Here is a 24,489-nt window from a genome sequence, read left to right on the forward strand (position 1 = left end):
CTTAGATACTGGCATGGCGCAGCGTGTGACGGGTGAGGCTGTCGCGTTCGATGTGCAACCGGCGAGCATCATGCTGCGCGCCGCGGGAACCATCATCGATGCGATCGTCTACGTCGGCGCTCTCGGCATCACCGCCTGGCTGGTCACGTGGCTGGCGGGGGACGCCATCGATCCCACCGCCATGCGCGCCCTCGGCATCGCCGGCCTGGTGCTGTTCCTCCTCGGCGCGCCCATGGTCGTCGAGACCGCGAGCCACGGCCGATCGCTCGGCAAGCTCGCGGTGGGAGCGCGGATCGTGCGCGACGACGGGGGTGCCATCCAGCTGCGTCACGCGTTCATCCGTGCCCTGATGGGTGTCCTCGAGATCTACCTGACCTTCGGGGGCATCGCTGCACTCGTCGGCCTGCTGAACGACCGCGCGAAGCGGCTGGGCGACCTGATGGCGGGCACCTACAGCCAGCTCGAACGCGTCCCGCACTACCAGCCGAACCTCGCGCCCGTTCCGCCATCACTCGCGCAGTGGGCTCTGACCGTCGACGTCGCGCGACTGCCTGACGGGCTATCACGGCGCATGGCGCAGTTCCTCGCGCAGGCCCACGGCATGATGCCGGCCACCCGCGGGCGCCTGGCCGCATCCCTCGCCGAGGAGGCGTCGCCCTACGTCTCCCCCATCCCCTTCACCCCTGCCGAGAACTTCATCGTCGCCGTGACCGCGGTGCGACGCGAGCGGGAGGCGGTCGCCCTTGCGGCCGAGCGCGCCCACCTCGACGCCCTCTCGCCGATGCTGGCCGGCAATCCGCACGCCTTCCCCGATCGATAGGAGCACCCCATGGCCGACGTCCTTCTGTTCCACCACGCCCTCGGACTCACCCCGGAGGTGGTCTGGTTCGCCGACGCCCTCCGAGCGGCCGGCCACACGGTCACCACCCCCGACCTCTACGACGGGCGGACGTTCGACGACCTCGACGAGGGAATCGCCCACGCCGGCGAGCTCGGCTTCGACGAGGTGCGGGCGGCCGGGGTGAAGGCGGCGGATGACCTGCCGGAGCGCCTCGTCTACATGGGGATGTCGCTCGGTGTGATGCCGGCGCAGGAACTCGCGCAGAAGCGGGCCGGTGCGGCCGGAGCCGTGCTCATCAGCTCCTTCGTCGCGTTGGGCTACTTCGGAGACGAGTGGCCGGCGGGTGTTCCCGTGCAGGTGCACGGCATGGACGCCGATCCGATCTTCGCCGGCGAGGGCGACCTCGAGGCAGCGCAGGCGCTGGTGGCATCCGGAGCCGACGCCCACCTGTATCTGTATGCGGGCGACGCGCACTTGCTCGTGCAGGCCGAACCGCCCGTCGACGACATCGCCGCATTCGAGGTTCTCGACGCGACGCTGAGGTTCCTGGGCGAGATCGACAGCGCGGCGACGTCAGCCGACTGAGCCGCCGCGCTCATCCGCAGTCAGTAGCGGTAGTGGTCGACCTTGTACGGGCCATCCACCGGAACGCCGATGTAGGCGGCCTGCTCGGCGCTCAGCTCGGTCAGCTCGACCCCGAGTGCATCCAGGTGCAGGCGGGCGACCTTCTCGTCGAGGTGCTTGGGCAGCACGTACACGTCGATCGGGTACTCGTCGACCTTGGTCCACAGCTCGATCTGCGCGAGCACCTGGTTGGTGAACGAGTTGCTCATGACGAACGAGGGGTGGCCCGTGGCGTTGCCGAGGTTCATCAGGCGACCCTCGCTGAGGACGAGGATGGAGCGCCCGGTCGGCAGCCTCCACTCGTGCACCTGCGGCTTGATCTCCACGCGCTCGGCACCCTCGAGGTTCTCGAGCGCGGCCATGTCGATCTCGTTGTCGAAGTGGCCGACGTTGGACACGATGGCGAGGTGCTTCATGGCGAGCATGTGGTCGACGCCGATGACGTCCTTGTTGCCCGTGCAGGTCACGAAGATGTCGACGTCGCCCACGACGGATTCGAGCTTTGCCACCTGGAAGCCGTCCATCGACGCCTGCAGCGCGCAGATCGGGTCGACCTCGGTGACGATGACGCGAGCGCCCTGACCCCGCAGTGCCTCCGCCGCACCCTTTCCGACGTCGCCGTAGCCGGCCACGAGGACGACCTTGCCGCCCATGAGCACGTCGGTGGCGCGGTTGAGGCCGTCGGGAAGGGAGTGACGGATGCCGTACTTGTTGTCGAACTTGCTCTTGGTGACGGAGTCGTTGACGTTGATGGCCGGGAACAGCAGCGTTCCGGCGGCCGCCAGCTCGTAGAGGCGGTGGACGCCCGTCGTGGTCTCCTCGGTCACGCCCTGGAGCTCGGACGCGATGCGGGTGAAACGGTCGGTCGAGGAGTCCAGCGAGCGCCGCAGCGTGTCGAGCACGACGCGGTATTCGTGGTTGTCGGCATCCGTCGCGTCGGGAACAGCCCCGGCACGCTCGAACTCGAGTCCCTTGTGGACGAGCATCGTGGCATCGCCGCCGTCGTCGAGGATGAGGTTGGGGCCGATCCAGTCGGCTCCCGCCGCCTCAGCCTCGGCGCTCCAGTCGAAGATGCGATCGGTGCACCACCAGTATTCCTCGAGCGTCTCGCCCTTCCAGGCGAACACCGGAACGCCAGCAGGCGCCTCGGGAGTTCCCGTCGGACCGACGGCGATCGCCGCAGCGGCCTCGTCCTGGGTGGAGAAGATGTTGCAACTCGCCCACCGCACCTGGGCGCCGAGCGCCGTCAGTGTCTCGATGAGCACGGCCGTCTGAACGGTCATGTGCAGGGATCCGGCGATGCGCGCGCCGGCGAGCGGCTGGCTCGCGCCGAACTCCTCGCGCAGCGCCATGAGCCCGGGCATCTCGTTCTCGGCGAGACGCAACTGGTGGCGCCCCGCTTCGGCGAGCGACAGGTCGCGGACCTTGAACGGCAGGACGGTCGTGCTGGAGGCGGTGGTCATGTGAACCATTCTCGCAGCACGCGGCCGTACGGGCGAAAGCCGCTGGACGAGACGCCGCCGCTCGGCGTCGCCCGCGCTCCGTCGCGGTGCCATAACGCGCATCCGCTCGCGCTACAACGCGCCCCTGCTCCCGCCGCAGCGCCGGACGCCCGACGTCTCACGCCAACCGCAACAGTGCCATAACGCGCATCCGCCCGCGCCATATCGCACATCCCGACGACTAACGGTGCTGTAACGCGCATCCCGTCGACGAGCGGTGCCACAACGCGCACCGCGCGGGACGTGCGAGCCGTGGGCGCGCGCTCAGGCCCCGCTCACCCGAGCGCCTTCAGGGCCCGGGCGAGCGAGCCGCCGAGGTTCCATTCCGCGGTCAACGCGTCGACATCCGCGCGGGCAGTGGCCGAGAGCGGACGGATAGCGGCATCCACCTCGCCAAGGTCGAGGTCGCGCACCACCTCGACCACCGTCGGCGCGACATCCAGGTAGTCGGAGGCCGCCACGATCTTCGCGCGGACGGATGCCGAGAGCGCGACGTCCGGATCGCTCGCTGCGGCGCGGATGCCGTCGAGGTCGCCGAACTCCGCGAGCAACCCGGCGGCGGTCTTCTCCCCGATCCCGGCGACGCCCGGCAGGCCGTCCGATGCGTCGCCGCGCATCACCGCGAAGTCGGCGTACTGGGCCGCCGCGACGCCGTACTTCGCGCGCACCACGGCATCCGTCACCAGCTCCAGCCGGCTCATGCCGCGTGCCGTGTAGATGATGCGGATGTCGGCCTCGTCGTCGGCGAGTTGGAACAGGTCGCGGTCGCCGGTCACGACATCGACCGGCATCGACGCCTGTGTCGCGAGGGTGCCGATGACGTCGTCGGCCTCATGATCGGGCGCGCCCACGACGGGGATGCCGAGCAACCCGAGGAGCTCGCTGATCATCGGCACTTGAGGCGAGAGGAGGTCTGGCACCTCCTCGACGTCCACTCCTTCCGGCACCTCGCGCGCCACCCGATGAGCCTTGTAGCTCGGGATCAGGTCCACGCGCCAGGAGGGACGCCAGCTCTCATCCCAGCACGCGACCAGATGCGTCGGCCCGAAGTCCGAAACGAGGCGCGCGATGAAGTCCAGCAGCCCGCGCACGCCGTTGACCGACCGCCCGTCGGCCGCCTTGATGGTGTCGGGGATGCCGTAGAACGCGCGGAAGTACAGCGACGCGGTGTCGAGGAGCATCAGTCGCTCGGTCATGTGCCGATCATGGCACGAACGGCTGCATCCGTCGCGCGGACGACCGCCGGCGCCCGCTCAAGGCCCGGACGCGGGCATCGACGCAGCCGGCGCGCCGCTGGAGGACTACCGTTGAGGCTATGACGGAGACAACCGCGCCCAGCGAGGCAGACACCGAATCCGCCGAGACGCAGACCTTCAACGAACTCGGCCTCGACGACGCGGTGCTCAAGGCGCTGAAGGACGTCGGTTACGAGACCCCGTCGGCCATCCAGGCCGCGACCATCCCGCCGCTGCTCTCGGGGCGCGACGTTCTCGGCACCGCCCAGACCGGCACGGGTAAGACGGCGGCGTTCGCGCTGCCTATCCTGAGCCGTCTCGACGTGTCCCAGAAGACACCGCAGGCGCTCGTGCTGGCGCCCACCCGCGAGCTCGCCCTGCAGGTGTGCGAGGCGTTCGAGCGCTACGCGTCGCACCTGCGCGGGGTGCACGTGCTGCCCGTCTACGGCGGCCAGGGCTACGGTGTGCAGCTCTCCGCGCTCCGCCGCGGCGTGCACATCGTCGTCGGAACGCCCGGTCGCATCATGGACCACCTCGACAAGGGCACGCTCGATCTCTCGCAGCTGAAGTACCTCGTTCTCGACGAAGCCGACGAGATGCTCAAGATGGGCTTCGCGGAGGATGTCGAGACCATCCTCGCCGACACTCCCGACGACAAGCAGGTCGCACTGTTCTCGGCCACGATGCCCGCCGCCATCCGTCGCATCTCCGCGCAATACCTCAAGGATCCCGAGGAGATCACGGTCAAGGGCAAGACCACCACCTCGGCGAACATCACCCAGCGCTACCTCGTCGTCTCGTACCCGCAGAAGGTGGACGCCCTCACCCGCATCCTCGAGGTGGAGAACTTCGAGGGAATGATCGTGTTCGTCCGCACCAAGAGCGAGACCGAGACGCTCGCCGAGAAGCTGCGCGCCCGCGGCTACACGGCAGCGGCCATCAGCGGAGACGTCGCGCAGGTGCAGCGCGAGCGCACCGTCAATCAGTTGAAGTCGGGCAAGCTCGACATCCTGGTGGCAACGGATGTCGCCGCCCGCGGACTCGACGTCGACCGCATCAGCCACGTCGTCAACTACGACCTCCCCATCGACACCGAGTCGTACGTGCACCGCATCGGCCGCACGGGTCGCGCCGGCAGGACGGGCGATGCCATCAGCTTCGTCACCCCGCGTGAGCGACGGATGCTGACCTCCATCGAGAAGGCCACCCGTCAGACGCTCACGCAGATGTCGCTGCCGAGCGTCGACGACGTCAACGCCACCCGGCTCACCCGTTTCGACGACGCCATCACCGAGGCCCTCGGCCAGAGCGAGCGCATCGAGCGCTTCCGCGACATGATCGGTCACTACGTGGAGCATCACGACGTACCCGAGGCGGATGTCGCCGCCGCTCTGGCCGTCGTCGCCCAGGGAGACACGCCTCTGCTGCTCTCGGCGGAGGACGAGCGGATGCGCAACCGCGAGTTCGACGACCGCCCGGCGCGCGGCGGCCGCGAGGACCGCGACGACCGGCCAGGCCGCGGAGAGCGGTTCACGCGCGATCGTCCTGACCGGCCCGAGCGCCGCAGCCGTCCGAGCAGCGGCCCGATGGCGACCTATCGCATCGCGGTCGGCAAGCGCCAGCGCGTCGAGCCCCGTCAGATCGTCGGCGCACTCGCCAACGAGGGCGGTCTCAGCCGGGAGGACTTCGGGGCCATCGACATCCGTCCCGACTTCTCCCTCGTCGAGCTGCCGGCGGACCTCTCCCGCGGCGTTCTCGACCGACTCAAGGACACCCGCATCAGCGGAACGCTCATCGAGATCCGTCCCGACCGCGGCGGCCCCGCGCGCCGGGATCGCGACGACCGCGGCTCCGATCGCGACGAGCGGCCGTACCGCAAGCCGCGCCACTGACCTCTCCCGCCGTGCGAACGGACCCTTCTCGCGCTCGGTTCCGCCCGACGGTTGCAGTGGTCGGGCTGATCGTCGTGGGCGGCGCGGCAGCATGCATCGCCATCGCTATCGCGCTGCTCAACCCGGCGCCGCGTGGCCGGATTCCCGACGCCAGCGCACCGATGGCGACGGTCGCCGCTATCTACATGGAGGCCGCCGCGCAGCAGGACTGCGGCCTGACGCGGGCGCTCACGACCAGCAACACCTCGGCCTGGTGCGACGCGCCGAGATTAATCTCTTACACCCTGTCCGGGCGCACCGGCGACGACGGCGAGTGCATGACCTACGTGATCACGATCACAGCGAGCGGTGACGGGTCCATGAAGGCGGGCACCCAGCCCTGGTCGCTGTGCTTCCGACAGACTGCGGCGGGCTGGCGCCTCTGGGATCAAGGCCAGGGTTAGGTATTCGGATCGCCGACGCTTGCGTGGTCAGGTGCGGCAGGATCGGATGGTGCGAATACGTGGGGTGGTTCTCGACGTCGGAGAGACTCTGGTCGACGAATCCAGAGCGTGGACTCAGCAGGCCGAGAGGGTCGGGGTCACACCGTTCACCCTGATGGGAATGCTCGGAGCGCTCATCGAACGCGGCGAGGATCACCGTCAGGTGTGGACCATTCTGGGAGTGGACGCCCCGCCCGAGCCGATGGAGATCGTCGCGGCGGATCTCTACCCGGATGCGCTCGACTGCGTGCAAATGCTGCGCGGTGCCGAGCTTCTGGTCGGAATCGCCGGAAATCAACCGCTCGGAGTGGAGAAGCAGCTGGAGTCTGCGGGGCTGAGCGCCGACTTCATAGCGTCATCCGATGCCTGGGGCGTGGTGAAGCCGTCAGCGGAGTTCTTCTCGCGCGTCGTGCGCGCCGCACAGCTCGAACCGAGCGCCATCCTTTACGTCGGAGACCGTCTCGACAACGACGTCCTGCCTGCTCGCCGCGCCGGTATGCGCACTGCCCTGATCCGCAGGGGCCCATGGGGACACATCCACGCGCGCCGCCCAGAGGCCGAGTTGGCTGACCTGCGCGTCGACTCCCTCACTGAACTCGCATCCGTCGTCGTCGGAATTCAGCCGTGAGGGTCGACACCGTGGTGGAGAGGGGCCGCACTTGCGCGCGGTCTCGCCGCACGGAAACTCGCGAATGGCGATCTTTCGACCAACAGGTGTCGAATTCGGGCGTGCGTCGTTCGTCGCTTTGGTGTCGGGCTCGATGAGGCCAGGAGACTGTCTGAGTAGAAGGAGCGCTCATGAAGTACATGCTGTTGATCTACAGCAACGAAGAGGGGTGGAAAAATCTGACCGAGGCGGATGAGGACGCATTGAACCGTGCGCACCAGAAGCTTCTGGCAGAGTTGAACGCTTCAGGCGAGATGATCCTGTCGAACGAGCTCAGCACAACGGATGCGAAGGTGGTGCGACGTGGCGAAGATCGGTTGCTGGTCGTCGATGGGCCCTTCACCGAAGCGAAGGAGTTCGTCGGCGGTTTCTACATCGTCGACGTGGAGAGCATCGAGCGCGCTGTCGACATCGCGGGAAGCCTCGAGGAGACGGCGTTCGCCGAAGTCGAGATCAGGGCACTCATGCATTGAGACGATCGTCCGCAGGCGGACCGTGGGCGACCCCGACGACCAGTGTGGGCGTCCACTTCCGTCTGCACCCCTTCGCAGGCGCGCTCGCGGCGCAGCCGTGAACGGTGCCCTGAGGTTCACTCCGTGACTTCCGGCGAGGGAGGTCTGCGCTTCTTCCGCGATGCTGGCTACCGCGCCGACGGGCTCGAGTTGTTCTTCGACCTCGTCTTCGTGCTCTGCGTCGCCAACATGACCCGCATCCTCCGCGACGACGTCAGCTGGACATCGGCGTTGGTGTTCGTCGCGCTGTTCGTCCCGGTGTGGTGGGCGTGGATCGGCGTGACGTTCTACCTCGATCGGTTCCCGGCCGACGACAATCCGACGCGGGCGCTCATCCTGGTCGCCGCAGCGGGGGCCGGACTCATGGCACTGGCCGTTCCCGCAGCGACCGATCTGCAGCAGCTCGAATTCGCTTTCGGCTATGCCCTCGTGCGGGCGATGCTCGCTTGGCTGTATCTCCGCGCCCGTCGGGTCTCTCCGGACGGAGGAACCTTCGCGCGGCGCTACGCAACCGGGTTCGGAATCGTCGCGGCGCTCTGGCTGGCGTCGATGCTCGTCCCCGGTCCTGCGCGGGTGATCGTGTGGGTCGTCGCCATGGTGATCGACATCTCGGTGCCGAGCATTGCGGGCAGACGCGGCCGCCTGCTCCCGGTTGATCGAGAGCACCTGCCCGGGCGCATGGGTTCCTTCGTGATCATCGTGATCGGCGAATCGATGATCACGACGGCGTCACTCACCGACGGGCGTGCCCTGAATCCGAGCATGGGCCTCGTGCTCGCGGAAGGTTTCGTCCTGGCCGCCGCCCTGTGGTGGGGTTTCTACGACCGTGGCGCGTGGCGGCGGCGATACGAAGCCCTCGCCGGGGACGCCAGCGGCCGGCTCGCCATGGTCGTCTGCGCCTACCTGCACTTCCCGCTGGTCATTGGGATCTCCGCCGCTGCGGCCGGGGTGCAGGCTGCGTTGCTGCACCCCACGGCCGCCATCCCCGAGAGTGCTGCGATCGTCCTCGCCGCCGGGTGCGCCCTGTACCTGCTGAGCATGAACGTGATGGCGGCGGTGCTCGGCATCGGCAGGCGCGAGTCCCTGACGGTGCCGCGCATCGCACTCGTGGCAGCCCTCGCCGTGGTTGCCGTCCTCGGAGTCACCCAACGGTGGACCGCCCCGGCCTACCTGGCCGCTATCGCGATCATCCTGCTGTGTCACATCGCACTCAATCTGGTCCGAGCTCGAGCTACTCCGGTGGGCGGACCGAGCACGATCGCTGACAGGTAGGTCTCGGGGCGAATCCTCGCTCCGTCAGCCCCAGATGTATTCTTCGGCGATCTTGCCGTCGCGCCATTTGGCCACGGTGACCATGGTGGCGCCGCCGACGACGCCGACCACGCAGGTCCACTCGCCCTGGCCGAATCGGATGGGGTGCTCACTGATGCGCGGGAACGCGCCGGCCTGTGCGACGTAGTCCTTCATCGCGGCCTGGTGGGCCTGCAGGCCGCGGGTGGTCCCGACGCCTTTCCAATCGACCACGACGTCATCCGTGTGATGGTCGGCGAAGACGCCGTCCCAGTCCTCGCTGTCCCAGCCCTCGAAATCCAGCACGTCCATCCCGTGCAGATTGCGCTCCACCTCGTCGTCGGACGCTCCCCCGGCCGTGGGCGGCCCGACGAGCGCCAGATAGCTCTCGATCACGGAGATGTCTCCGGCGTCGCTGATCGCTCCGATGTAGCCATCGGGGCGGAGCAGCACGAGAGCGCTGCCCTCCACCCCGAACGTGGACGCCAGCGCGCCGTCGCCGTCGACGACGTCGGTCGCGTCGCCGGAGCGTCGGTGAGCGACGGGCACGACATCCAGCACGCGAATGCTCGTCGGCGCCGTCGCAGCGACGGCGTCTCCGAAGCGGAGCAGGGTGAACCGGCCCCCGCGCAGGAGATCGAACAGGCGCCACTCTCCGTCGGTGGTGACCAGTCCCAGCACATCGGGTACTCGATCACCGGCCCGTACGGGAGCCTGCTCGTCGCGGTCGTCGACGGCCAAGGGGCCGCTGCGGTAGCCGATGGTGAGTTGCATCGTGTTCGCATCTCCCCGGACGGGCAGGTTCTTCTCCTCCAGCGTCCGACGCAGACGTTCGTTCGAGAGGGCGAGTACGCTCTCCGCGACTGGCCGGCGCTCCGCCTCATAGGAGTCGAGAAGACCTTCCGGCGCGCCCGACTCGACAGCAGCCAGTTTCCAGCCGAGATTGTGCGCGTCCTGGATGCCGGTGTTCATGCCCTGTCCACCGGCCGGCGAGTGGATGTGCGCCGCATCGCCGGCGAGGAACGCACGACCGCTGCGGTAGCTCTCCACGAGACGGATGTTCGCCCGCCACAACGACGTCCACGCGGGCGCCGTCATCGTGATGTCGCTACGTCCGCTGCGCGAATCGAGGATCGCCTGCAGGTTCTGGATGGTCAACTCCGCGTCCTGACCGGGCGCGATGCTCGCCTGGAACTGGAACAGGTCCGTCGACGGGAGGGGGCACAGCATGGCCATGCCCTCCTCGTGCCGCCACATCCGCCACGCCTCGCGATCAAGGCCGTCGACCGATACGTCGGCCACGATCATCCGCACGGACTCCAAGGTCTCGCCGTCGAACGCGATGCCGAGCTGCTTGCGCACCACGCTGTGTCCGCCGTCGGCACCCACGAGCCAGTGCGCGGTCATGACCTCTTCGACGCCGTCGCGCATGATCGTCGCCGTGACCGTGCTCTCATCCTGGTCGAACCGAGTGAGAGCCGCGCCGAACTCGACAGAGCCGCCCAGCTCGGCGAGGCGCTCGCGAAGCGCCTCCTCCATGCGCCATTCCGGCGTGATCAGACTCGCCGGATACGGGATGTCGGGCCGGTCGCGGAAGGCCACCGCGTCCACGTCTCGGGTCACGCCATCCGGACCGGTCATCTGAATCGGCATCGCGAGCCGGCCATGCGCCAGAACCCGATCGACGACGCCCAGGTCGTCGAGCACCTCGAGCGTGCGCGGCTGCACACCCTTTCCGCGTGAGCCCGCCTGCGGCTGCTGGGCGGCCTCGATGATGCGGAATGGCACGTCCTTCCTCGCCAGCTCGCACGCCAGGGTGAGCCCGGTCGGTCCGGCGCCGATGATCAGGACGGTTGTCGTTATTTCGTTCATCATTCCTCCTAAGACAGTAATAACTGTCTACCCGTCGGGTCGATTTGTCAAGAAAGCATTTACTATCTACATTGAGATGCATGGACACCCCACCGAAGCGACGCTCGGGAGCCGAACTCCTCAACGCTCTCCTGGAAGCCGCTTGGAACGAGCTGGTGGAGTCCGGGTACGCACGAATGACGATGGCGAGCGTGGCCGCGCGCGCCGGCACAAGTGAGCCGGTGCTCTATCGACGGTGGAAGAACAAGGACGAGCTCACCATCGCCGCGTTCGCGCACCGCCGCGAGACCCACCCCGTCCAGCCCGCGATCGTCGGAAACCTGCGGGACGATCTGATCGCCGAACTCACCGCGGTCGGCGAGGCTCGCGCATCATTCTTCGCCATCGCATCCGCCGCCGCCTTTTCCGGACTCCGGACCGACGACGGCGGGGACCCCGCAGGAGTCCGCGACCAGATCATGCAGTCGAGGCCGAGAGCCGCCGTTCGTGACGTCTACCGACGCGCCCACGATCGCGGCGAGATCAACGTGGATCGGATCCCGTCATCCGTCCTGGAGATGCCATTCGAACTGATTCGGCACGACCTGCTGTTGAACCTGCACACACCGGGGCAGGACCGGATCACCGCCATCGTCGACGAACTGCTCCTGCCCTTGGTGTCGCCGCGTTAGGCCAACGCGTGAGACCTCGTCAGGCACCGGCGTTCGTCGTCGGGTAGGTGAAGATGGTCACCGGTTGAGCCTGACCGCCTGTTCGTCGGTAGAACTCGAGCGCGTGCGCGTCCTCGTCGTCGGCCGGCACCCACATCTCCGAGATGCCCGCTGCCGCGCCGTCTTCGAGCAGTCGCGCGATCATCGCTCGACCGACACCCCGGCGCTGCCAGTCCGACCGGATGGCGAGGTCGTACGTGAGCAGCTCGGTCGATTCTGTCCTGGTCATGGGCAGCGCGTGCGCCGTCAGGCCTCCAACCGGTCGCCCCTCCGCGACCGCGGCGTACAACCACAGGTCGGGCCGGGTCAGCAACTCTACGAGATACCGCTCGTGCAACGGCTGGTGGTCGAGGTCCTCGAAGACCACGGCCATCATCGCGAAGGTCCGCTGAGCGAGCTCGATGTCGGCAGATCCGAGCCGAACGATGTCCATGAGGCGAGGCGACGCCTGCTCTACTCGACGAATCCCCCGCTGTGAACGGGACGGACCTCGACGCCGCCGGCGCCCTTGATTGCAGGGTTGGTCGATGCGATCGTCAGGGCCGTCTGCTCGTCGTCGGCCTCGAGGAAGTACACACCGGCGACGACCTGGCCGGAATCCACGAATGGGCCTTCGGAGACTCCGGTCGTGCGAATGGATTTCGCCAGCTGTCGTGGAGTGAACGCCCACGCCGCCGTCATCGCCCCTGACGCGGCAAGTTCGTCGCCGTGCCCATTGGGCTCCGCGAGATCCTCGTCGGTCGCGTCAAGGGCGTGGGCGGAATCGTCGGCGTAAATCAGCACGGCAAACTGCGTCATCAGGTCTCCTCGTTCGACGTCACTCGCTCATCATGATGGCCACACCTCGACACCGCAACACCCGAGCCGAAACGCCTCGCGCCCCTTGATTTCTTCGTACGGAGGATGCCTACCGACTCGACGCCTGCTCGGTTGGCGAGGAGTCCTGTCAGGTTGGCGATGACTGGGTGGGACGTGGCGCCTGACGCAGCACTGCGATCGAAGCGCGCAGTTCGGCCTCGGTCGAGCCGAGAGCTGAAAGTACCGAGATGGCTGTTGAACCGTAGCCACCGGTGTCGATCGGCAGTCGGGCCAGGTTGGGCAGGAGCGCCTTCTCGTTGGTGACCCATTCTCCGGCGACCGCGTTCCAGGCGTGCGCGACGAGCATCGACGCCGTGACAGCACAGAGTGCGACGTAGGCGGAGTCGCCGGTAGCGGCGCCCTTCCGCGCAGCGTTGAGAAGGAAGTCCACCTGCCACAGGTTCTGGACCATCGCTTGACGCAGCGGCTCAGGGTACGGGGTGATCCGCGCGGCGAGGTTCGTCAACATCCCGGCACTGTCGCGAAGGGGCTTGCACGTCGCGACTTCGCCCGCATAGGCGACGTCGAGGAAGCCGAGCGGATGACCCGGCTGCACATGAAAGGCGAACTCCCCACGGCCGGCTCGCTCGCATTGTTCGGCCACCCGGCGCACGTCCCGGAATATCCAGTCGACGGCGGTCCCGTCCACCGTCAGCCATGCCCCGCCATCGACCCACGGTCCCCACCCGCCCGGTGCCGCGACCGGCACGTCCTCACCGGTCCACCGTCGGGCGAGCTCCTCAAGGGCGGCGCGGTCGACGTCGCCTTCGTAGTAGACGCCAAGATCCACGTCGGAGTCCGGCCGATGCGTCCCGCGCGCTCGGCTTCCTCCCAGGGCGACAGCCCTGACCCCTTCGACGGCGGACAACTCGTTGGCCATCTGTTGAAGTTGCTCGTCGGCGATCACCACCGGAGCATATCGACGACCCGATGAGGAGCGTGCCCCGGACAACGCGAGGATGAGTCGTCAATGTGAAATCAGGATGAACCCGATCAGGATGGCGACTCAATCGCATCACACTCGAGGATCGGCGTCGGATTGATCCCACACCACGCGGAGATCACGCGGCGTTGGCCGCGTTGGTTGCACGGATGACTATCCATGTGAGCCCACCGAGGAACACGGCGAGCGTCCCCCAGTAGGCGAGCGGGGAAGCGAGTCCGAGGGTGCTGAAGACGAGCGCAACGGCGAACGCCACCAGTGCAGGGGCTTGTCCGGCCGCGTGTCCGGAGCGCCAGGCGTCCTCGCTACGTGTGAGGGCGGGAACGCGGAGCCCGACCACGCTGTTGAGCGCTATCACGCCGCGGGCGGCGGCGAAACAGATGACGGCGACGAGCAGCAGCAATCCGGTGAAGACCCATCCCATCAGGGCCAGACCGCTGGCCGCATCCTGTGTGTGCATGCCCTCATCCTGTCCTTCACCGCGGGCGCTGTCACGTTCACCCCGGAGCGACGGGCGCGCGCAGGCTCGAATAGCATGGAGGGTCCCCCAGCGCTTGGAGCATCCGTGACGATCATCGCCGCCGCCGACGGTTCCGCGCTCGGCAACCCCGGTCCTGCCGGTTGGGCCTGGTACGTCGACGAGAACACCTGGGCGGCCGGCGGATGGAAGCACGGCACCAACAACATCGGCGAACTCACCGCGGTGCTCGAGCTGTTCACGGCTACGGCGCACGTCGATGACGACCTCCTCGTGCTGTGCGACAGCCAGTACGTCATCAACTCGGTCACCAAGTGGATGCCCGGCTGGAAGCGCAAGGGATGGCGCAAGGGCGATGGCAAGCCGGTGCTCAACCTCGAGCTGATGAAGGAGCTGGACGCGGCCATCGCCGGGCGGCGTTACCGGTTCGAGTGGATCAAGGGCCACGCCGGCCATCCGCTCAATGAGGCGGCCGACGAGCGCGCCCGCGGAGCCGCCGAGGCCTATCAGCGCGGGACCGCCGTGCCGAGCGGACCCGGCTATCCCGGGGCGGCATCCGCGGATCCGGCAAAGGCTGCTCCGGCCGCAAGGGCAGAGCCGGCAGCCACTCCGGTGCGGCCGAGTGCCCAGCCGACCCTGTTCGAGGACGCCGCACCCGCAGCCGAGAGTGTCGACGTCACCGTTCGGCTCACCGCCGACGAGCACGCCCGCATCGAACGTCGCGCCCGCGCGCAGGGCCTCTCTGTCGAGGAAGCCCTGCGTGGGCTGATCTGACAACGATCACCCGCTGTCGACATCGCGGAGCCCGCCAGTACGGCATGATGACGACATGACCTCCCTCACGCCGCTCGGCGACCCCTCATCGTCGACCCCTGTCGGCCCACCGCCGCCCCCACTCCAGCAGCCCGCTCCCGTCGTGCCGGGCCGAACCCTCGGCATCGTCGGGTTCGCCCTGTCGTTCTTCGCCGTGCTGAATCTGGCCGGGCTGGTTCTGTGCATCGTCGCCCTCGTGCGCTCGAAGCGGGCGGGCTCGGGCAACGGCTTCGCGCTCGCCGGAATCATCATCGCGTCGATCGGAATCGCCATCGCCGTGCTGATCGCCGCGCTCACCATCCCGATGCTCGTCGACGCGGCGCTGACCTGCCAGCGGCTGGGCGATGGCGTGCACCAGGTCGGCAACGCCACCTACACCTGCACGCCCACCTCCTTCCGGGTGTTCCACAGCATGTGACCGTGGTCGTCACGATCGGCACGTCGGGTTGGTCGTACGACCATTGGGAGGGCGTGCTCTACGAGCCCGGGCTGCCGGCGCGGGATCGTCTCGAGCGCTATGCGAGTGCCTTCCGCACCGCCGAGCTCAACGCGAGCTTCTACCGATGGCCGCAGACGGCGGCGTTCCGGAACTGGCGGCGTCGCCTGCCCGAGGGCTTTCTGCTCTCGGTGAAGGCGGCGCGCGGGCTCACCCACGGCAAACGCCTCTACTCCCCCGAGGTCTGGCTCGAACGGATGAGCGCCGGTTGGCACGACCTCGGCGAGCGCCGCGGTGCCATCCTCGTGCAGCTGCCCCCGTCACTCGAGCGCGACGATGACCGGCTGGCCTACTTCCTCGACCGGCGACCGTGGTGGATGCGCATGGCCGTGGAGCTCCGCCACGACAGCTGGAACACCGATGCGGTCTTCGAGCTGCTCGAACGCCGCGGTGTCGCGTATTGCGTGATGAGCGGCGCCGGCCTCCCGTGCATTCTGCGGGCCACGTCCGATCTGGTCTACCTGCGCCTGCACGGGCCAGACCACGACCACCTCTACGGCGGGTCGTACTCGGACGCCGACCTGGGCTGGTGGGCCGACCGCATCCGCGAATGGGAGCACGCCGGCCGCGACGTCTTCGCCTACTTCAACAACGACGGGGGCGGCAACGCGGTACGCAACGCGTCGACCCTGAGACGGATGCTCGGAGTCTGAGCGTCACGCCGAGAGTCGAGCGGCGCGAGCGGCTTCGAGCCGGATGCCCTCGGCCCGCGTCAGGAGCCCGTCACGCAGGTAACCCGCGTAGCCCCCGGGAGTGCGTCCCACCGGTCGACCGGACGTGAGCACCCAGCAGGCGTCGGTAGCCTCGACCCGCGCGCCGGCGAGGACGGCATGCTCCACCAACTGCACGTCCTCGTGCTCGGGCACCGACGCGAAGCCGCCGGCGCGGCGGTAGACATCCGCCCGTATGCCGAGGTTCGCGCCGTGCACGTGTCCGTTCGCCACACCAGGCACGTGGGTGAGACGCCAGGCGTCGAGCTGCTCGTCGGTGAGGTCGGCGACGTCGGGGCGCACCGTGCCCACCATGATGTCGACGCCCTGCCTGGCGAGGTCGATCTGGACGGTGAGCCAGTTCGACGGAACCGCCGAGTCGGCATCGGTGTTGGCGATCCAGACGGCGGAGGGTTCCGCTGCCTCGCGAAGGGCTGCGGTGACGCCAGCCGACCGGGCGAATCCGACCGCGCGGGCGTGCACCGTGACGACCTCGACATCGAAGCGCGCGGCGATGGCGGCCGACTGGTCGGAGCACTCGTCGAGAACGACCGTGACACTGACCGGCACGTCGGGAGCGAGGCGCGCGGCATCCGCTCTCGCCTCGTCCATGGCGACCAGGCATCGACCGAGGAGGGCCTCCTCGTCGTGCACCGGGATGACCACCACGACGCCGTCCAGCGCGGCCGTCACGGGAGGAGGCCTGTCTCTCGCGCTACCGAACGAGCGCCGGAACGCCCGAACACCTCGAGCACGAAGTCCTCCTCGACGTGAGACGCCAGGCGGGTGAGTCCCGGAGATCGGCGGATGCGCGCGTGCACCTCATCCCCGTTCGACGGATACTCCGCGACCGGATGCCGCCAGTGGCAGGCGAGCAGATGGCCGTCCGGCGTCAGCGACTCGTCGACGTAGGCGAGGGCCCGATCGAGGTCAGCAGGGGACCAGTAGTAGCCCACCTCGGAGAGCACCACGAGGTCGAACTCGTCGGTCGGCCACTCCCTCGGCACGTCCATGCGGGCGAATGCTGCCGACGGCACGTCGTCGAGGCGCTCGCGCGCTCTCACCAGTGGCTTCTCGGCGATGTCGACCCCGAGGATGCGCTCCGCCCGCGCGGCGAGAAGTTGCGTCAGCGCTCCTGTCGAGCATCCGACCTCGAGCGCCGATCGGTACCGGGGGCGAGGCAGGGACGCCACCGTGACGGCCCGCTTCCTCTCCTCGTACCAGCGTGTCTCGAAGCCCCACGGATCATCGCGGTCCGCGTAGAAGTCGGTGAAGAAGTCCGAGCCGAGACTGTCGCCGTCGCCGCCCTCGGCCGCCCCCGTGGCCGCGAGAACGAAGGTCTCGAACTCCCGGTCGAAGTGCTCGAGCATGCGCGGTCCGACGACGGCCGAGTCTGCTTCGTTCGAGGAGAGCGGCTCGACCTGACTCGCGTGCGCGCGCATCGCGAGCCTCTTGGTCGAGCGCGCATCATCGGTGAGCGACAGGAGCCGCACGTCGCCGCGGGGCAGGTCGCCGGGCCGGGCCCAGTGCCAGAACCAGATCGGGTATCCGGCATATCGGGCGCCGGCCTCCGCGGCGACGGCCTCCGATACCTCCCCGGCGATGCGGTGGTCGCGATGGCCATCGGCCGTCCATGGCGCGACGACAAGGGTGTCCACCGGCTCGGACCCGGTCGAGTGCACGGCGGCCGAGAGGCCGCTGGCCAAGATCTCGGTGTTCTCACGCAGCCCGCCATCCGGAATCCCGAGGAACACGATCCGAGCGCCGGGAGCCAGCGCATCGACCGCCGCGACGAGCTCCCCACGACGTGCCGCTGCGAGCTCGCGAGGCGTGCGTGTCGGCGAATCGGGATGGGAGCCCTCGCCATCGGTCGCCACGACGACCGTGACGGATCCTCCGGCGGCGTGCGTCTGGGCGATGAGTCCGGCGGCACCGAGCGTCTCGTCATCGGGATGGGCGGCCACGACGACGAGGGCCCGGCAGGACGACTCGAAATCGGCGAACGGATGCCCCGCGAACGTCGCCGACCAGTCCTTCTCGGGCGTGCCGGGGTCACGATGGTCGAAGCTCACCACAGCGTTCCACCCGCCGCGACCTTGCGACCCAGTGACGCGTCGTCGCGCTCGGCGTGGTGCTGGCGCACGTACACCTGCAGGTCGGCGACCCGGCGCGCGTACGCCTCGTCGGACGTGAGGGGTCCGGGTCCGAGGCCGTGCGCGGAGTGCAGGAGCGCCTGCTCGACGGCGGTCGCGACGACTGATCGCGCGCGACCGGCGATGACGGTCGGCGCGATGCCGGTACGTCCATCCGCTCGATCGGCCGCGTCCGCGAGCGCCGCGCGCGCACCCCAGAGAGCCGCGTCGGCCGCCCCGAGGTGCATCGCCGTCAGGGGCTCGTCGGTCGCGGATGCCGCGGCGGCGAGCCACTCGAGGAGCCCGATGGCGCCGCCCCACCAGCACGCGGCGACCCCGATGCCGCCCCAGGCGAAGCCGGGTCGCTCGAGGTACCAGCCGGGTCCGCCGACCGGTACAGCCGCGGCGGCGTCGAAGTCGACGGCAGCGCTCACGATGCCGCTGAGCCCGCGCGCGACCCACGGACCGTCGTGCGGGCTCACTCCGGTCGAGCGCAGGTCGACGGCGAACAGCCCGCGCTCTCCGCCGTCGAGGTGTGCGGTGACGAGGGCGTGGGACAGTCGGCCCGCTAGAGAGCACCACGGCTTGGTTCCCGTGATGGACCAGGCGTCGCCGTCACGGGTCGCCTCGAGGCGCATCCCCCGTCCTTCGGCGGCGTACACTCCCCACGTCGACCCGGCGTCCGCGTCGATTGCCGCCAGCTCGGGGCTTCCGGCATCGGACAGGATGGCGAGCGCATCGAGGTGGGGCTCGAGGATGCGCGCGGCAGCGACATCCTGAAGCGCCGTGTTCGCGAGCACCTCCCACACCTCGCGGTGGGTGGGGCGACCGCCGGAGTAGAGGTCGGACCCGACCGAGACGCTTAGCGCGAGCGTCGCGTCGACATCCACTCCGAGTCCCGGCACGCCTGTCGAGGCGGCCACGACATCCGTCACCCGGCGGGAAGGCTCGTCGCCGAGCGAGAGCACGAGCGGCGCCGGGGGCACAGGAGTCATCTTCCGATCATCACAGGGCCCCGACGTGCACCGAGGGGGCTGGACTCGACAGGGCGGGGGCGCTACGGACGGAGGGACCGACTCAGTCGGTGGTGCCGAACAAACCGTCACCGTGCTTCTTCAGCACCGCGTACGCGTCGGCGAAGTTGTCGGGCAAGGGGGCTTCGGGCTCGTACTTGGCCAACATGATGCCGATGAGACCGAGGGCAGGAGGCGTCAGCGGGCGCTCGGTGTCCTGGGCGTTGCGGCTGTCGGGCTTCGCCTCCGGGTTGGGCGGGACGTAGGGCTTGCCGACCGTCGGCCACAGCACCGGCTGCCTCGGCTTCTCGAGGTTCACGGCGTTGAAGATGGAGGTGGCGGTGGCATCGCGTTCCGTCAGCGGCGTGAGTCCGTGCATCTCCCAGAGCGTCTTGGCGAGCGAGCCGTGATGCATCGTCTCGTTGATGACGGTGCCGGCGCGCGTGTATGCGGAGACGACGATGGTCGGGACCCGGAGTCCCAGCCGGTCGAACGTGAAGCCCATCTCGCCCTCTTCGCGTCTCTTGGACGGCGAAGCGGCGGGAGGCGGCGCGACGTGGTCGTAGAGTCCGCCGTGCTCGTCGAAGGTCACGAGCAGGACCGTGTTCATGGCGTTCGACCCGGAGTGCGACTCGCCGTTCTTGATCGAGGTGTACACCTCGGCGAGGAGGGACTCGCCGGCGCGGAGATCGGAGAGAGCCACCTCGTAGCTGGGCATCGGCTGATCCTTGCCCGCCGCGTGGGCCCCCAGCGGTTTGCTGACCGGCGGATGCATGTCGTTGTGGTCGAACACCATGCGCGGTTCCACGAAGGAGTATTCGGGCAGGTTGCCGTCGGCCACATCCTTGTGGAACTGCTCCATGCTGCGGAAGTTGCTCTTCCAGTACTTCTCGATGGAGGGCGCGCTGAGGAAGCCGGTGAGCGAGACCACCTGGTCGGCGTCGTAGTAGACGCGCCAGCTGAGGCCGGCGTCCTCGAGCCGATTGAAGATGGTGGGAACCGCAGGGGCATCGAGCCATTTGCTCATGTACCCGGGGCCGCCGTTCGTGACGAAACCGTGCGCGGTACTGGCGTGGAAGAAGGAGCGGTTGCAGAAGGTCTGAGAGGGAACCGCCGCGAACCAGTGGTCGTAGACGGCGAAGCCACGCGCGAGCGTCGAGAAGACCGGCAGCATCTCGGGCGTGAACCCGCCCATCACGTTCGCGGCCTCGACTGCGCTCGGTGCCCGACCACGCGTCAGCGCGAAGTTGACGGCGTAGTCCTTGACGAAGCCGTCCATGGTGGGCGATCTGGTGTCGGCTGGCGCATTCCAGGGGGCGACCACACCGTGGCGCAACAGGTCGGAGTTGGTCTCGGGATCGAATCCGCCGAACAGTTGAGTGTTCACGTGAGGGTAGAACTCGCCCGGGTCGGGATCGGGCTGGGCCATGATCTCGTCGGTGGACCCGGTGTAGACGTGGGCTGCCACCGGCACTCCGTCGATACCGGGGTTGGAGTGCACCCTCTCGTCGACGCCCTCGAACGACTGACCGGCGCGCAGGCCGCCGTCGGCGTACAGGCGGCCCAGCAGGTGGTCGAACGAGCGGTTCTCGAACATCAGCACGACGACGTGGTCGAAACCCGGCTCGGAGCGCTTCTTCAGTGGCGTGAAGCCGAGATCCTCCCTCGGGTCGAGGCCGCTTTTTGCCGCTGCGGTGACGGCGCCGCCCGCCGCGAGGCCGGCCGCGCCGATGCCGGCGACCCGGAAGAAGTCGCGTCGCGACGTGCCGGCGCGCTTCGATGCGCCGCGGTCGGCGGGAGGTGTCGTCGGCTCGGGCACTGCTGTTCCCCTCTTGTGCTGGTTAAAGCGTACGGCCACCTGAGCGACGGATGCGGGCGAACGACGGCATCCGTTCGCCCGCTGGACGGGGAAGTCAACCGCCTCGCCCGCGCGCGTCGGTCGATCTACGGTCGTATCGAGCCCCGCCGGGGACGGAGACGAGGAACACGATGAGCAACACGAACGGTCACAACGACCCCGACATCGCCAGCGGCGCGATCACGGATGCCGACTTTCAGCACCAGGCCGGCGGTGAAGTCGAGAACTCCGCGGCGGCCGTCGCCAAGGACACCACCGAGAGCCCGTCGAGCGAGTCGGAGACGGCGGCGAAGCAGGCCGATCCGATGCCGGCGGGGGTGGATGAGGACATCGACCGCTCGGGCATCAACGCGGTGCCCGGAACCGGTGGCCCGGATGATGGCGGCGACATCGATGTCGATCCGGCAGATCTCAACATGCCCGGGCGCAGCTGAGCCCTCGGGAGCGCGGCCGCATCACGTCGGCCGCGCTTCATGCCCGTCTCGACCGTGCGTTCGGCGCTTCTCCTTCATCTCGGCTTCGAAGAGGTGACGCCTGCCGCCCACCAGTTCGTCCCGCGCTTCACGCTCGAGCGCGACGAACGTGTCGCGGTATCCGTCGTCATACTCCTCGACGATCTGGAACGACCAGCGCCCCTCGATGACATTGAGCCCTACGAGTTCTGTGGAGATGCGGTCGGCGAGCTCGGTGTGCCCGGCCGCCTGCAGCAGGTCGACCGCATCGCCCAGTGCGAGGTCGGCTTGGCCGGTGAGGCGGTGGAACGCATAGAGGTGACCGCGAGCGTCCTCCGCCACCTCGAGAGCCTCGGAGAGTTTGCCGAGCGCCTCGACGGTCGCGTCGGTGACTCCCGCCGGACGCTGGTGGTCGTCATCCGGCGATTCGCCCTCGCTGCGGACAGTGCGTGACGTCATACTGCAACACTCCGCCTCACGCAGCGCCGCGTCAACGTCTTGCCCGGGGTCGCGACGGATGCACTAACGTGATGCGATCACGACCGAGGAAGGTGGCGATGACGACGATCGGGCTCGAAGAGGAGTTCATGCTCCTCGACCCGCGCACGCTCGCCCCGGTCGGCCGGGCCGCGGAGGTCATCGAGGCCGTGCGGGTGACGGTCCACGCGCCTTTCGTCACATCGGAGTTCTACGCTTCTCAGCTCGAGTACGCGTCGCCCATCCTGTCCACGTCTGAGGACGCCTCGCGTGAGCTCGGCTCGTTCCGCGTGGCGCTCGCTGAGATCGCGACCCGGCTCGGCGTGGTCGCGGCCGGCGTCGGCCTGCCTTTCGACGTGACGGATGACGCGCGCCTGACACCGGGGGCGCGATATCTCGACATCGCCGATCACTTCGGAGCGATCGTCGCCGACCATCAACTGAACGGGCTGCACGTGCACGTCGGCGTTCCCGACCGAGAAGCCGCCATTCGCGCCAGTAACCGCCTGCGGCCCTGGCTGCCCGCGCTCCTCGCCCTCTCGGGCAACTCCCCGTTCTGGCACGGCAGGGACACCGGCTTCGCGAGTTGGCGTTGCATCCACATCCGGCGCTGGACCACCAGCGGCATCCCTCCGTACTTCCGCGACGCGGACGACTACGACGCTCGTGCCACTCGCCTGCTGGGGGTCGGCGGCACTACCGACATCGGCACGCTGAACTGGGCAGCCCGCCCCTCGGCGAAGTATCCGACGGTCGAAGTGCGCGTCTTCGACGCCCAGCTGGACGCGACGACGAGCATCCCGCTCGCGCTCCTCACGCGCGGCGTGATCGCCTCGCCATCGGATGATGACGAACCCGCCTTGCCGCAGGAGTTGCTCGACGCCGCCCTCTGGCATGCCGCTCGGTACGGGATGAGCGCTGGCCTGGTCGATCCCGCGTCCGGGTCGATGCGCCCGGCCGCCGAGGTCGTGCGCCGGTTGCTGCAGGTCGCGAAACCCGGGTTGGAGGCTCACGGGGACCACGAGCGCGTTGCCGCCTTCGTGGACAGGACCATCGCGGATGGAACGGGTGCCGACCGGCAACGCCGTGCCTACGCGCGCGGAGGGCGCGACGGTCTCGGCGACCTTCTCGCCCACCTTTAGAACGGATACCGCCCGGGCTCGCTGCTCATCGTGGTCAGGCGGAGCTCGGTGAAGTCCTCGATGGAGTAGTAGCCCGACCGACCCCATCCGCTGTCTTTGACGCCACCAACCGGCAGCGCCGCCTCGCTCGCCATCGTCGGAGCATTCACATGCACGATTCCCGAGTCGAACCGCTCCGCCATCGCCAGGCCGCGGACCCGATCGCGCGTCATGATCGAGGCGCTGAGCCCGTACGGGGTGTCCTGCGCGTCGCGCAACGCGGTCTCGGCATCGTCGAACGCCTCGACGACGAGCAGGGGCCCGAAGGTCTCGTCGGCCCCGGTCGTGCAGATCGCATCCGCGGGCACGTGGGTGAGGATGGTCGGCTGGTAGACCCGACCCTCGACCTTCCCGCCGGTGACGAGCGTCGCGCCGCGGTCGACGGCGTCCGTGACGCGAGCGTCGATCTGCTCGACGGCGTGGTCGTTGATGAGGGGGCCGATGATGACGGCCGGGTCGGTCGGGTCCCCGGTCTTGAGCGCACGCACCCGCTCGGCCAGGCCGGACACGAACTCGTCGTGGAGGGAGCGGGCGACGTAGACCTTGCGCGTGTTCATGCACACCTGCCCCTGGTGCAGGAAGGCGCCGAAGGTCACGGCCTTGATGGACTCCTCGACATCCGCGTCTTCGAGGATGATGGCGGGGTTGAAGCCGCCGAGCTCGAGCACCATGCGCTTGAGCGCCCTGCCGGCTCGTTCGCCGAGGATGCGGGCGGTCTTGTCCGATCCGGTGAAGTTGATGCAGCGCACCGCCGGGCTGGTGAAGAACACCTCGGCGATGGCCGCCGCGTCGCCGGGCGCGTTGGTGACGACGTTGAAGGTGCCGGCGGGGAAGCCGGCCTCCTGCAGGATCTCGGCGTGGATGAGGCCCGACGAGATCGGAGCAAGCTCCGATGGCTTGATGACGGTCGTGTTGCCGAACGCCATCGGCAGCAGGAAGGTGCGCCACGCCAGGTAGAACGCGCCGTTCCACGGGGTGAACCCCGCCACGACGCCCAGCGGCTTGCGGGTGACGGTCGCCGTCCTGCCCGGTGTGTCGCTGCGGATGACGTCGCCGACCGGTAGGTAGCCCCAGCTCGCCGCCTGGCGAAGCATGGCCGCCGAGAGCCGGATCTGGAAGGTGGAGAACGCTCGGCTGGCTCCACCCTCGACCGCCATGAGCTGCACCAGCTCCTCCTGACGACGTTCGACGATGTCTGCTGCCCTGAGGAACAACGCCTGTCGCGTACCGGGCGCCATAGCCGCCCATGATGGGAACGCCGCGGCGGCCGCCGTGACCGCCGCCTCGGCATCCGCAGCAGAGCCGGCCGCCGCGTCGGCGACGAGCTCGTCGTCGAGCGGATTCCGCACCGGGAACGTCGGTCCGCCGGAGTCGGTCCACGCGCCGTTGATGAAATGCGAGGTGACGGTGGAGGTGCCCGTCATGTCGATGATCGTCATGGAAATCCTTGC

The 24,489-nt window shown here is 68.6% G+C and carries 26 protein-coding genes; 13 read left to right on the forward strand and 13 right to left on the reverse strand.

What is annotated here, in order from left to right:
• The first annotated feature begins 13 nt into the window (after window positions 1–13).
• Complete coding sequence (locus E6C70_RS06635) at window positions 14–820, forward strand: RDD family protein (RefSeq protein ID WP_136423397.1); 807 nt, start codon at window positions 14–16, stop codon at window positions 818–820.
• Window positions 821–829: 9 nt separating this feature from the next.
• Window positions 830–1,426, forward strand: a complete 597-nt coding sequence (locus tag E6C70_RS06640; RefSeq protein ID WP_136423399.1) for a dienelactone hydrolase family protein — start codon at window positions 830–832, stop codon at window positions 1,424–1,426.
• Between the two features lie 20 nt (window positions 1,427–1,446).
• Here the strand turns inward: E6C70_RS06640 and ahcY are convergent, their stop codons facing one another.
• Both ahcY and E6C70_RS06650 read right to left on the reverse strand, forming a co-directional pair.
• Entirely contained in the window at window positions 1,447–2,928 is a 1,482-nt protein-coding gene (gene ahcY / locus E6C70_RS06645; RefSeq protein ID WP_136423401.1) for an adenosylhomocysteinase, read from the reverse strand.
• Between the two features lie 314 nt (window positions 2,929–3,242).
• Window positions 3,243–4,163: a 5'-3' exonuclease gene (locus E6C70_RS06650; protein ID WP_136423403.1), complete on the reverse strand. Its 921-nt coding sequence runs from the start codon at window positions 4,161–4,163 to the stop codon at window positions 3,243–3,245.
• 119 nt (window positions 4,164–4,282) lie between these two features.
• Between E6C70_RS06650 and E6C70_RS06655 the strand changes: the two genes are divergently transcribed.
• From E6C70_RS06655 to E6C70_RS06675, 5 genes are all read left to right on the forward strand, one after another.
• On the forward strand, window positions 4,283–6,094 hold the full coding sequence (locus E6C70_RS06655; RefSeq protein ID WP_136423405.1) for a DEAD/DEAH box helicase: 1,812 nt from the start codon (window positions 4,283–4,285) through the stop codon (window positions 6,092–6,094).
• Window positions 6,095–6,150: 56 nt separating this feature from the next.
• On the forward strand, window positions 6,151–6,537 hold the full coding sequence (locus E6C70_RS06660) for a hypothetical protein (RefSeq protein WP_136423407.1): 387 nt from the start codon (window positions 6,151–6,153) through the stop codon (window positions 6,535–6,537).
• Between the two features lie 64 nt (window positions 6,538–6,601).
• Entirely contained in the window at window positions 6,602–7,204 is a 603-nt protein-coding gene (locus tag E6C70_RS06665) for an HAD family hydrolase (protein WP_235833300.1), read from the forward strand.
• A 170-nt stretch (window positions 7,205–7,374) separates the two neighbouring features.
• Window positions 7,375–7,716 (forward strand): YciI family protein, encoded by a 342-nt coding sequence (locus tag E6C70_RS06670; RefSeq protein ID WP_136423411.1) that lies wholly within the window; start codon window positions 7,375–7,377, stop codon window positions 7,714–7,716.
• 123 nt (window positions 7,717–7,839) lie between these two features.
• On the forward strand, window positions 7,840–9,027 hold the full coding sequence (locus tag E6C70_RS06675) for a low temperature requirement protein A (protein WP_168770869.1): 1,188 nt from the start codon (window positions 7,840–7,842) through the stop codon (window positions 9,025–9,027).
• A gap of 24 nt (window positions 9,028–9,051) precedes the next feature.
• Here the strand turns inward: E6C70_RS06675 and E6C70_RS06680 are convergent, their stop codons facing one another.
• Window positions 9,052–10,920 (reverse strand): FAD-dependent monooxygenase, encoded by a 1,869-nt coding sequence (locus tag E6C70_RS06680; protein ID WP_136423415.1) that lies wholly within the window; start codon window positions 10,918–10,920, stop codon window positions 9,052–9,054.
• A 77-nt stretch (window positions 10,921–10,997) separates the two neighbouring features.
• Between E6C70_RS06680 and E6C70_RS06685 the strand changes: the two genes are divergently transcribed.
• Window positions 10,998–11,588 (forward strand): TetR/AcrR family transcriptional regulator, encoded by a 591-nt coding sequence (locus E6C70_RS06685; protein WP_136423417.1) that lies wholly within the window; start codon window positions 10,998–11,000, stop codon window positions 11,586–11,588.
• A gap of 19 nt (window positions 11,589–11,607) precedes the next feature.
• Here the strand turns inward: E6C70_RS06685 and E6C70_RS06690 are convergent, their stop codons facing one another.
• From E6C70_RS06690 to E6C70_RS06705, 4 genes are all read right to left on the reverse strand, one after another.
• Entirely contained in the window at window positions 11,608–12,060 is a 453-nt protein-coding gene (locus E6C70_RS06690; RefSeq protein ID WP_136423419.1) for a GNAT family N-acetyltransferase, read from the reverse strand.
• A gap of 20 nt (window positions 12,061–12,080) precedes the next feature.
• Entirely contained in the window at window positions 12,081–12,425 is a 345-nt protein-coding gene (locus E6C70_RS06695; protein WP_136423421.1) for a YciI family protein, read from the reverse strand.
• Window positions 12,426–12,573: 148 nt separating this feature from the next.
• The gene (locus E6C70_RS06700) at window positions 12,574–13,392 is read right to left on the reverse strand and encodes a nucleotidyltransferase family protein (protein WP_235833301.1); all 819 of its coding nucleotides are present in this window, start codon (window positions 13,390–13,392) and stop codon (window positions 12,574–12,576) included.
• Window positions 13,393–13,546: 154 nt separating this feature from the next.
• Entirely contained in the window at window positions 13,547–13,888 is a 342-nt protein-coding gene (locus E6C70_RS06705) for an SdpI family protein (RefSeq protein ID WP_136423422.1), read from the reverse strand.
• A gap of 75 nt (window positions 13,889–13,963) precedes the next feature.
• Between E6C70_RS06705 and E6C70_RS17280 the strand changes: the two genes are divergently transcribed.
• The 3 genes from E6C70_RS17280 to E6C70_RS06720 are packed head-to-tail and all read left to right on the forward strand — an operon-like array spanning window position 13,964 to window position 15,868.
• Entirely contained in the window at window positions 13,964–14,680 is a 717-nt protein-coding gene (locus E6C70_RS17280; protein WP_407921017.1) for an RNase H family protein, read from the forward strand.
• Window positions 14,681–14,735: 55 nt separating this feature from the next.
• Window positions 14,736–15,137 carry a DUF4190 domain-containing protein gene (locus E6C70_RS06715; protein WP_136423424.1) on the forward strand — a complete coding sequence of 134 codons (402 nt, stop codon included), beginning with the start codon at window positions 14,736–14,738 and terminating at the stop codon, window positions 15,135–15,137.
• A 2-nt stretch (window positions 15,138–15,139) separates the two neighbouring features.
• Window positions 15,140–15,868 carry a DUF72 domain-containing protein gene (locus E6C70_RS06720; RefSeq protein ID WP_136423426.1) on the forward strand — a complete coding sequence of 243 codons (729 nt, stop codon included), beginning with the start codon at window positions 15,140–15,142 and terminating at the stop codon, window positions 15,866–15,868.
• A 3-nt stretch (window positions 15,869–15,871) separates the two neighbouring features.
• On the opposite strand, the gene E6C70_RS06725 is transcribed toward E6C70_RS06720, so the two are convergent.
• From E6C70_RS06725 to E6C70_RS06740, 4 genes are all read right to left on the reverse strand, one after another.
• Complete coding sequence (locus tag E6C70_RS06725) at window positions 15,872–16,618, reverse strand: glycosyltransferase family 2 protein (RefSeq protein ID WP_136423428.1); 747 nt, start codon at window positions 16,616–16,618, stop codon at window positions 15,872–15,874.
• Window positions 16,615–17,997, reverse strand: coding sequence for a bifunctional PIG-L family deacetylase/class I SAM-dependent methyltransferase (locus E6C70_RS06730; RefSeq protein ID WP_235833302.1), 1,383 nt, complete (start codon window positions 17,995–17,997; stop codon window positions 16,615–16,617). The genes E6C70_RS06725 and E6C70_RS06730 overlap by 4 nt, the downstream gene beginning before the upstream one ends.
• Window positions 17,994–19,052 carry an acyl-CoA dehydrogenase gene (locus E6C70_RS06735; protein ID WP_136423432.1) on the reverse strand — a complete coding sequence of 353 codons (1,059 nt, stop codon included), beginning with the start codon at window positions 19,050–19,052 and terminating at the stop codon, window positions 17,994–17,996. The genes E6C70_RS06730 and E6C70_RS06735 overlap by 4 nt, the downstream gene beginning before the upstream one ends.
• Before the next feature lie 82 nt (window positions 19,053–19,134).
• Window positions 19,135–20,889, reverse strand: a complete 1,755-nt coding sequence (locus tag E6C70_RS06740; RefSeq protein ID WP_136423434.1) for an alkaline phosphatase family protein — start codon at window positions 20,887–20,889, stop codon at window positions 19,135–19,137.
• Window positions 20,890–21,059: 170 nt separating this feature from the next.
• Between E6C70_RS06740 and E6C70_RS06745 the strand changes: the two genes are divergently transcribed.
• Entirely contained in the window at window positions 21,060–21,362 is a 303-nt protein-coding gene (locus E6C70_RS06745) for a hypothetical protein (RefSeq protein ID WP_136423436.1), read from the forward strand.
• A gap of 21 nt (window positions 21,363–21,383) precedes the next feature.
• On the opposite strand, the gene E6C70_RS06750 is transcribed toward E6C70_RS06745, so the two are convergent.
• A complete protein-coding gene (locus E6C70_RS06750) occupies window positions 21,384–21,839 on the reverse strand; it encodes a hypothetical protein (RefSeq protein WP_136423438.1) in 456 nt (151 codons plus the stop codon).
• Between the two features lie 98 nt (window positions 21,840–21,937).
• Here E6C70_RS06750 and E6C70_RS06755 point away from each other — a divergent pair, with 98 nt between their 5' ends.
• Window positions 21,938–22,999, forward strand: a complete 1,062-nt coding sequence (locus tag E6C70_RS06755) for a carboxylate-amine ligase (protein WP_168770870.1) — start codon at window positions 21,938–21,940, stop codon at window positions 22,997–22,999.
• Here the strand turns inward: E6C70_RS06755 and E6C70_RS06760 are convergent.
• Window positions 22,996–24,477, reverse strand: a complete 1,482-nt coding sequence (locus E6C70_RS06760) for an aldehyde dehydrogenase family protein (RefSeq protein WP_207670044.1) — start codon at window positions 24,475–24,477, stop codon at window positions 22,996–22,998. The genes E6C70_RS06755 and E6C70_RS06760 overlap by 4 nt on opposite strands.
• Between the last annotated feature and the right edge of the window lie 12 nt (window positions 24,478–24,489).

It is taken from the genome of Orlajensenia flava (assembly GCF_004801905.1).
Taxonomy (GTDB): Bacteria; Actinomycetota; Actinomycetes; order Actinomycetales; family Microbacteriaceae; genus Orlajensenia; species Orlajensenia flava.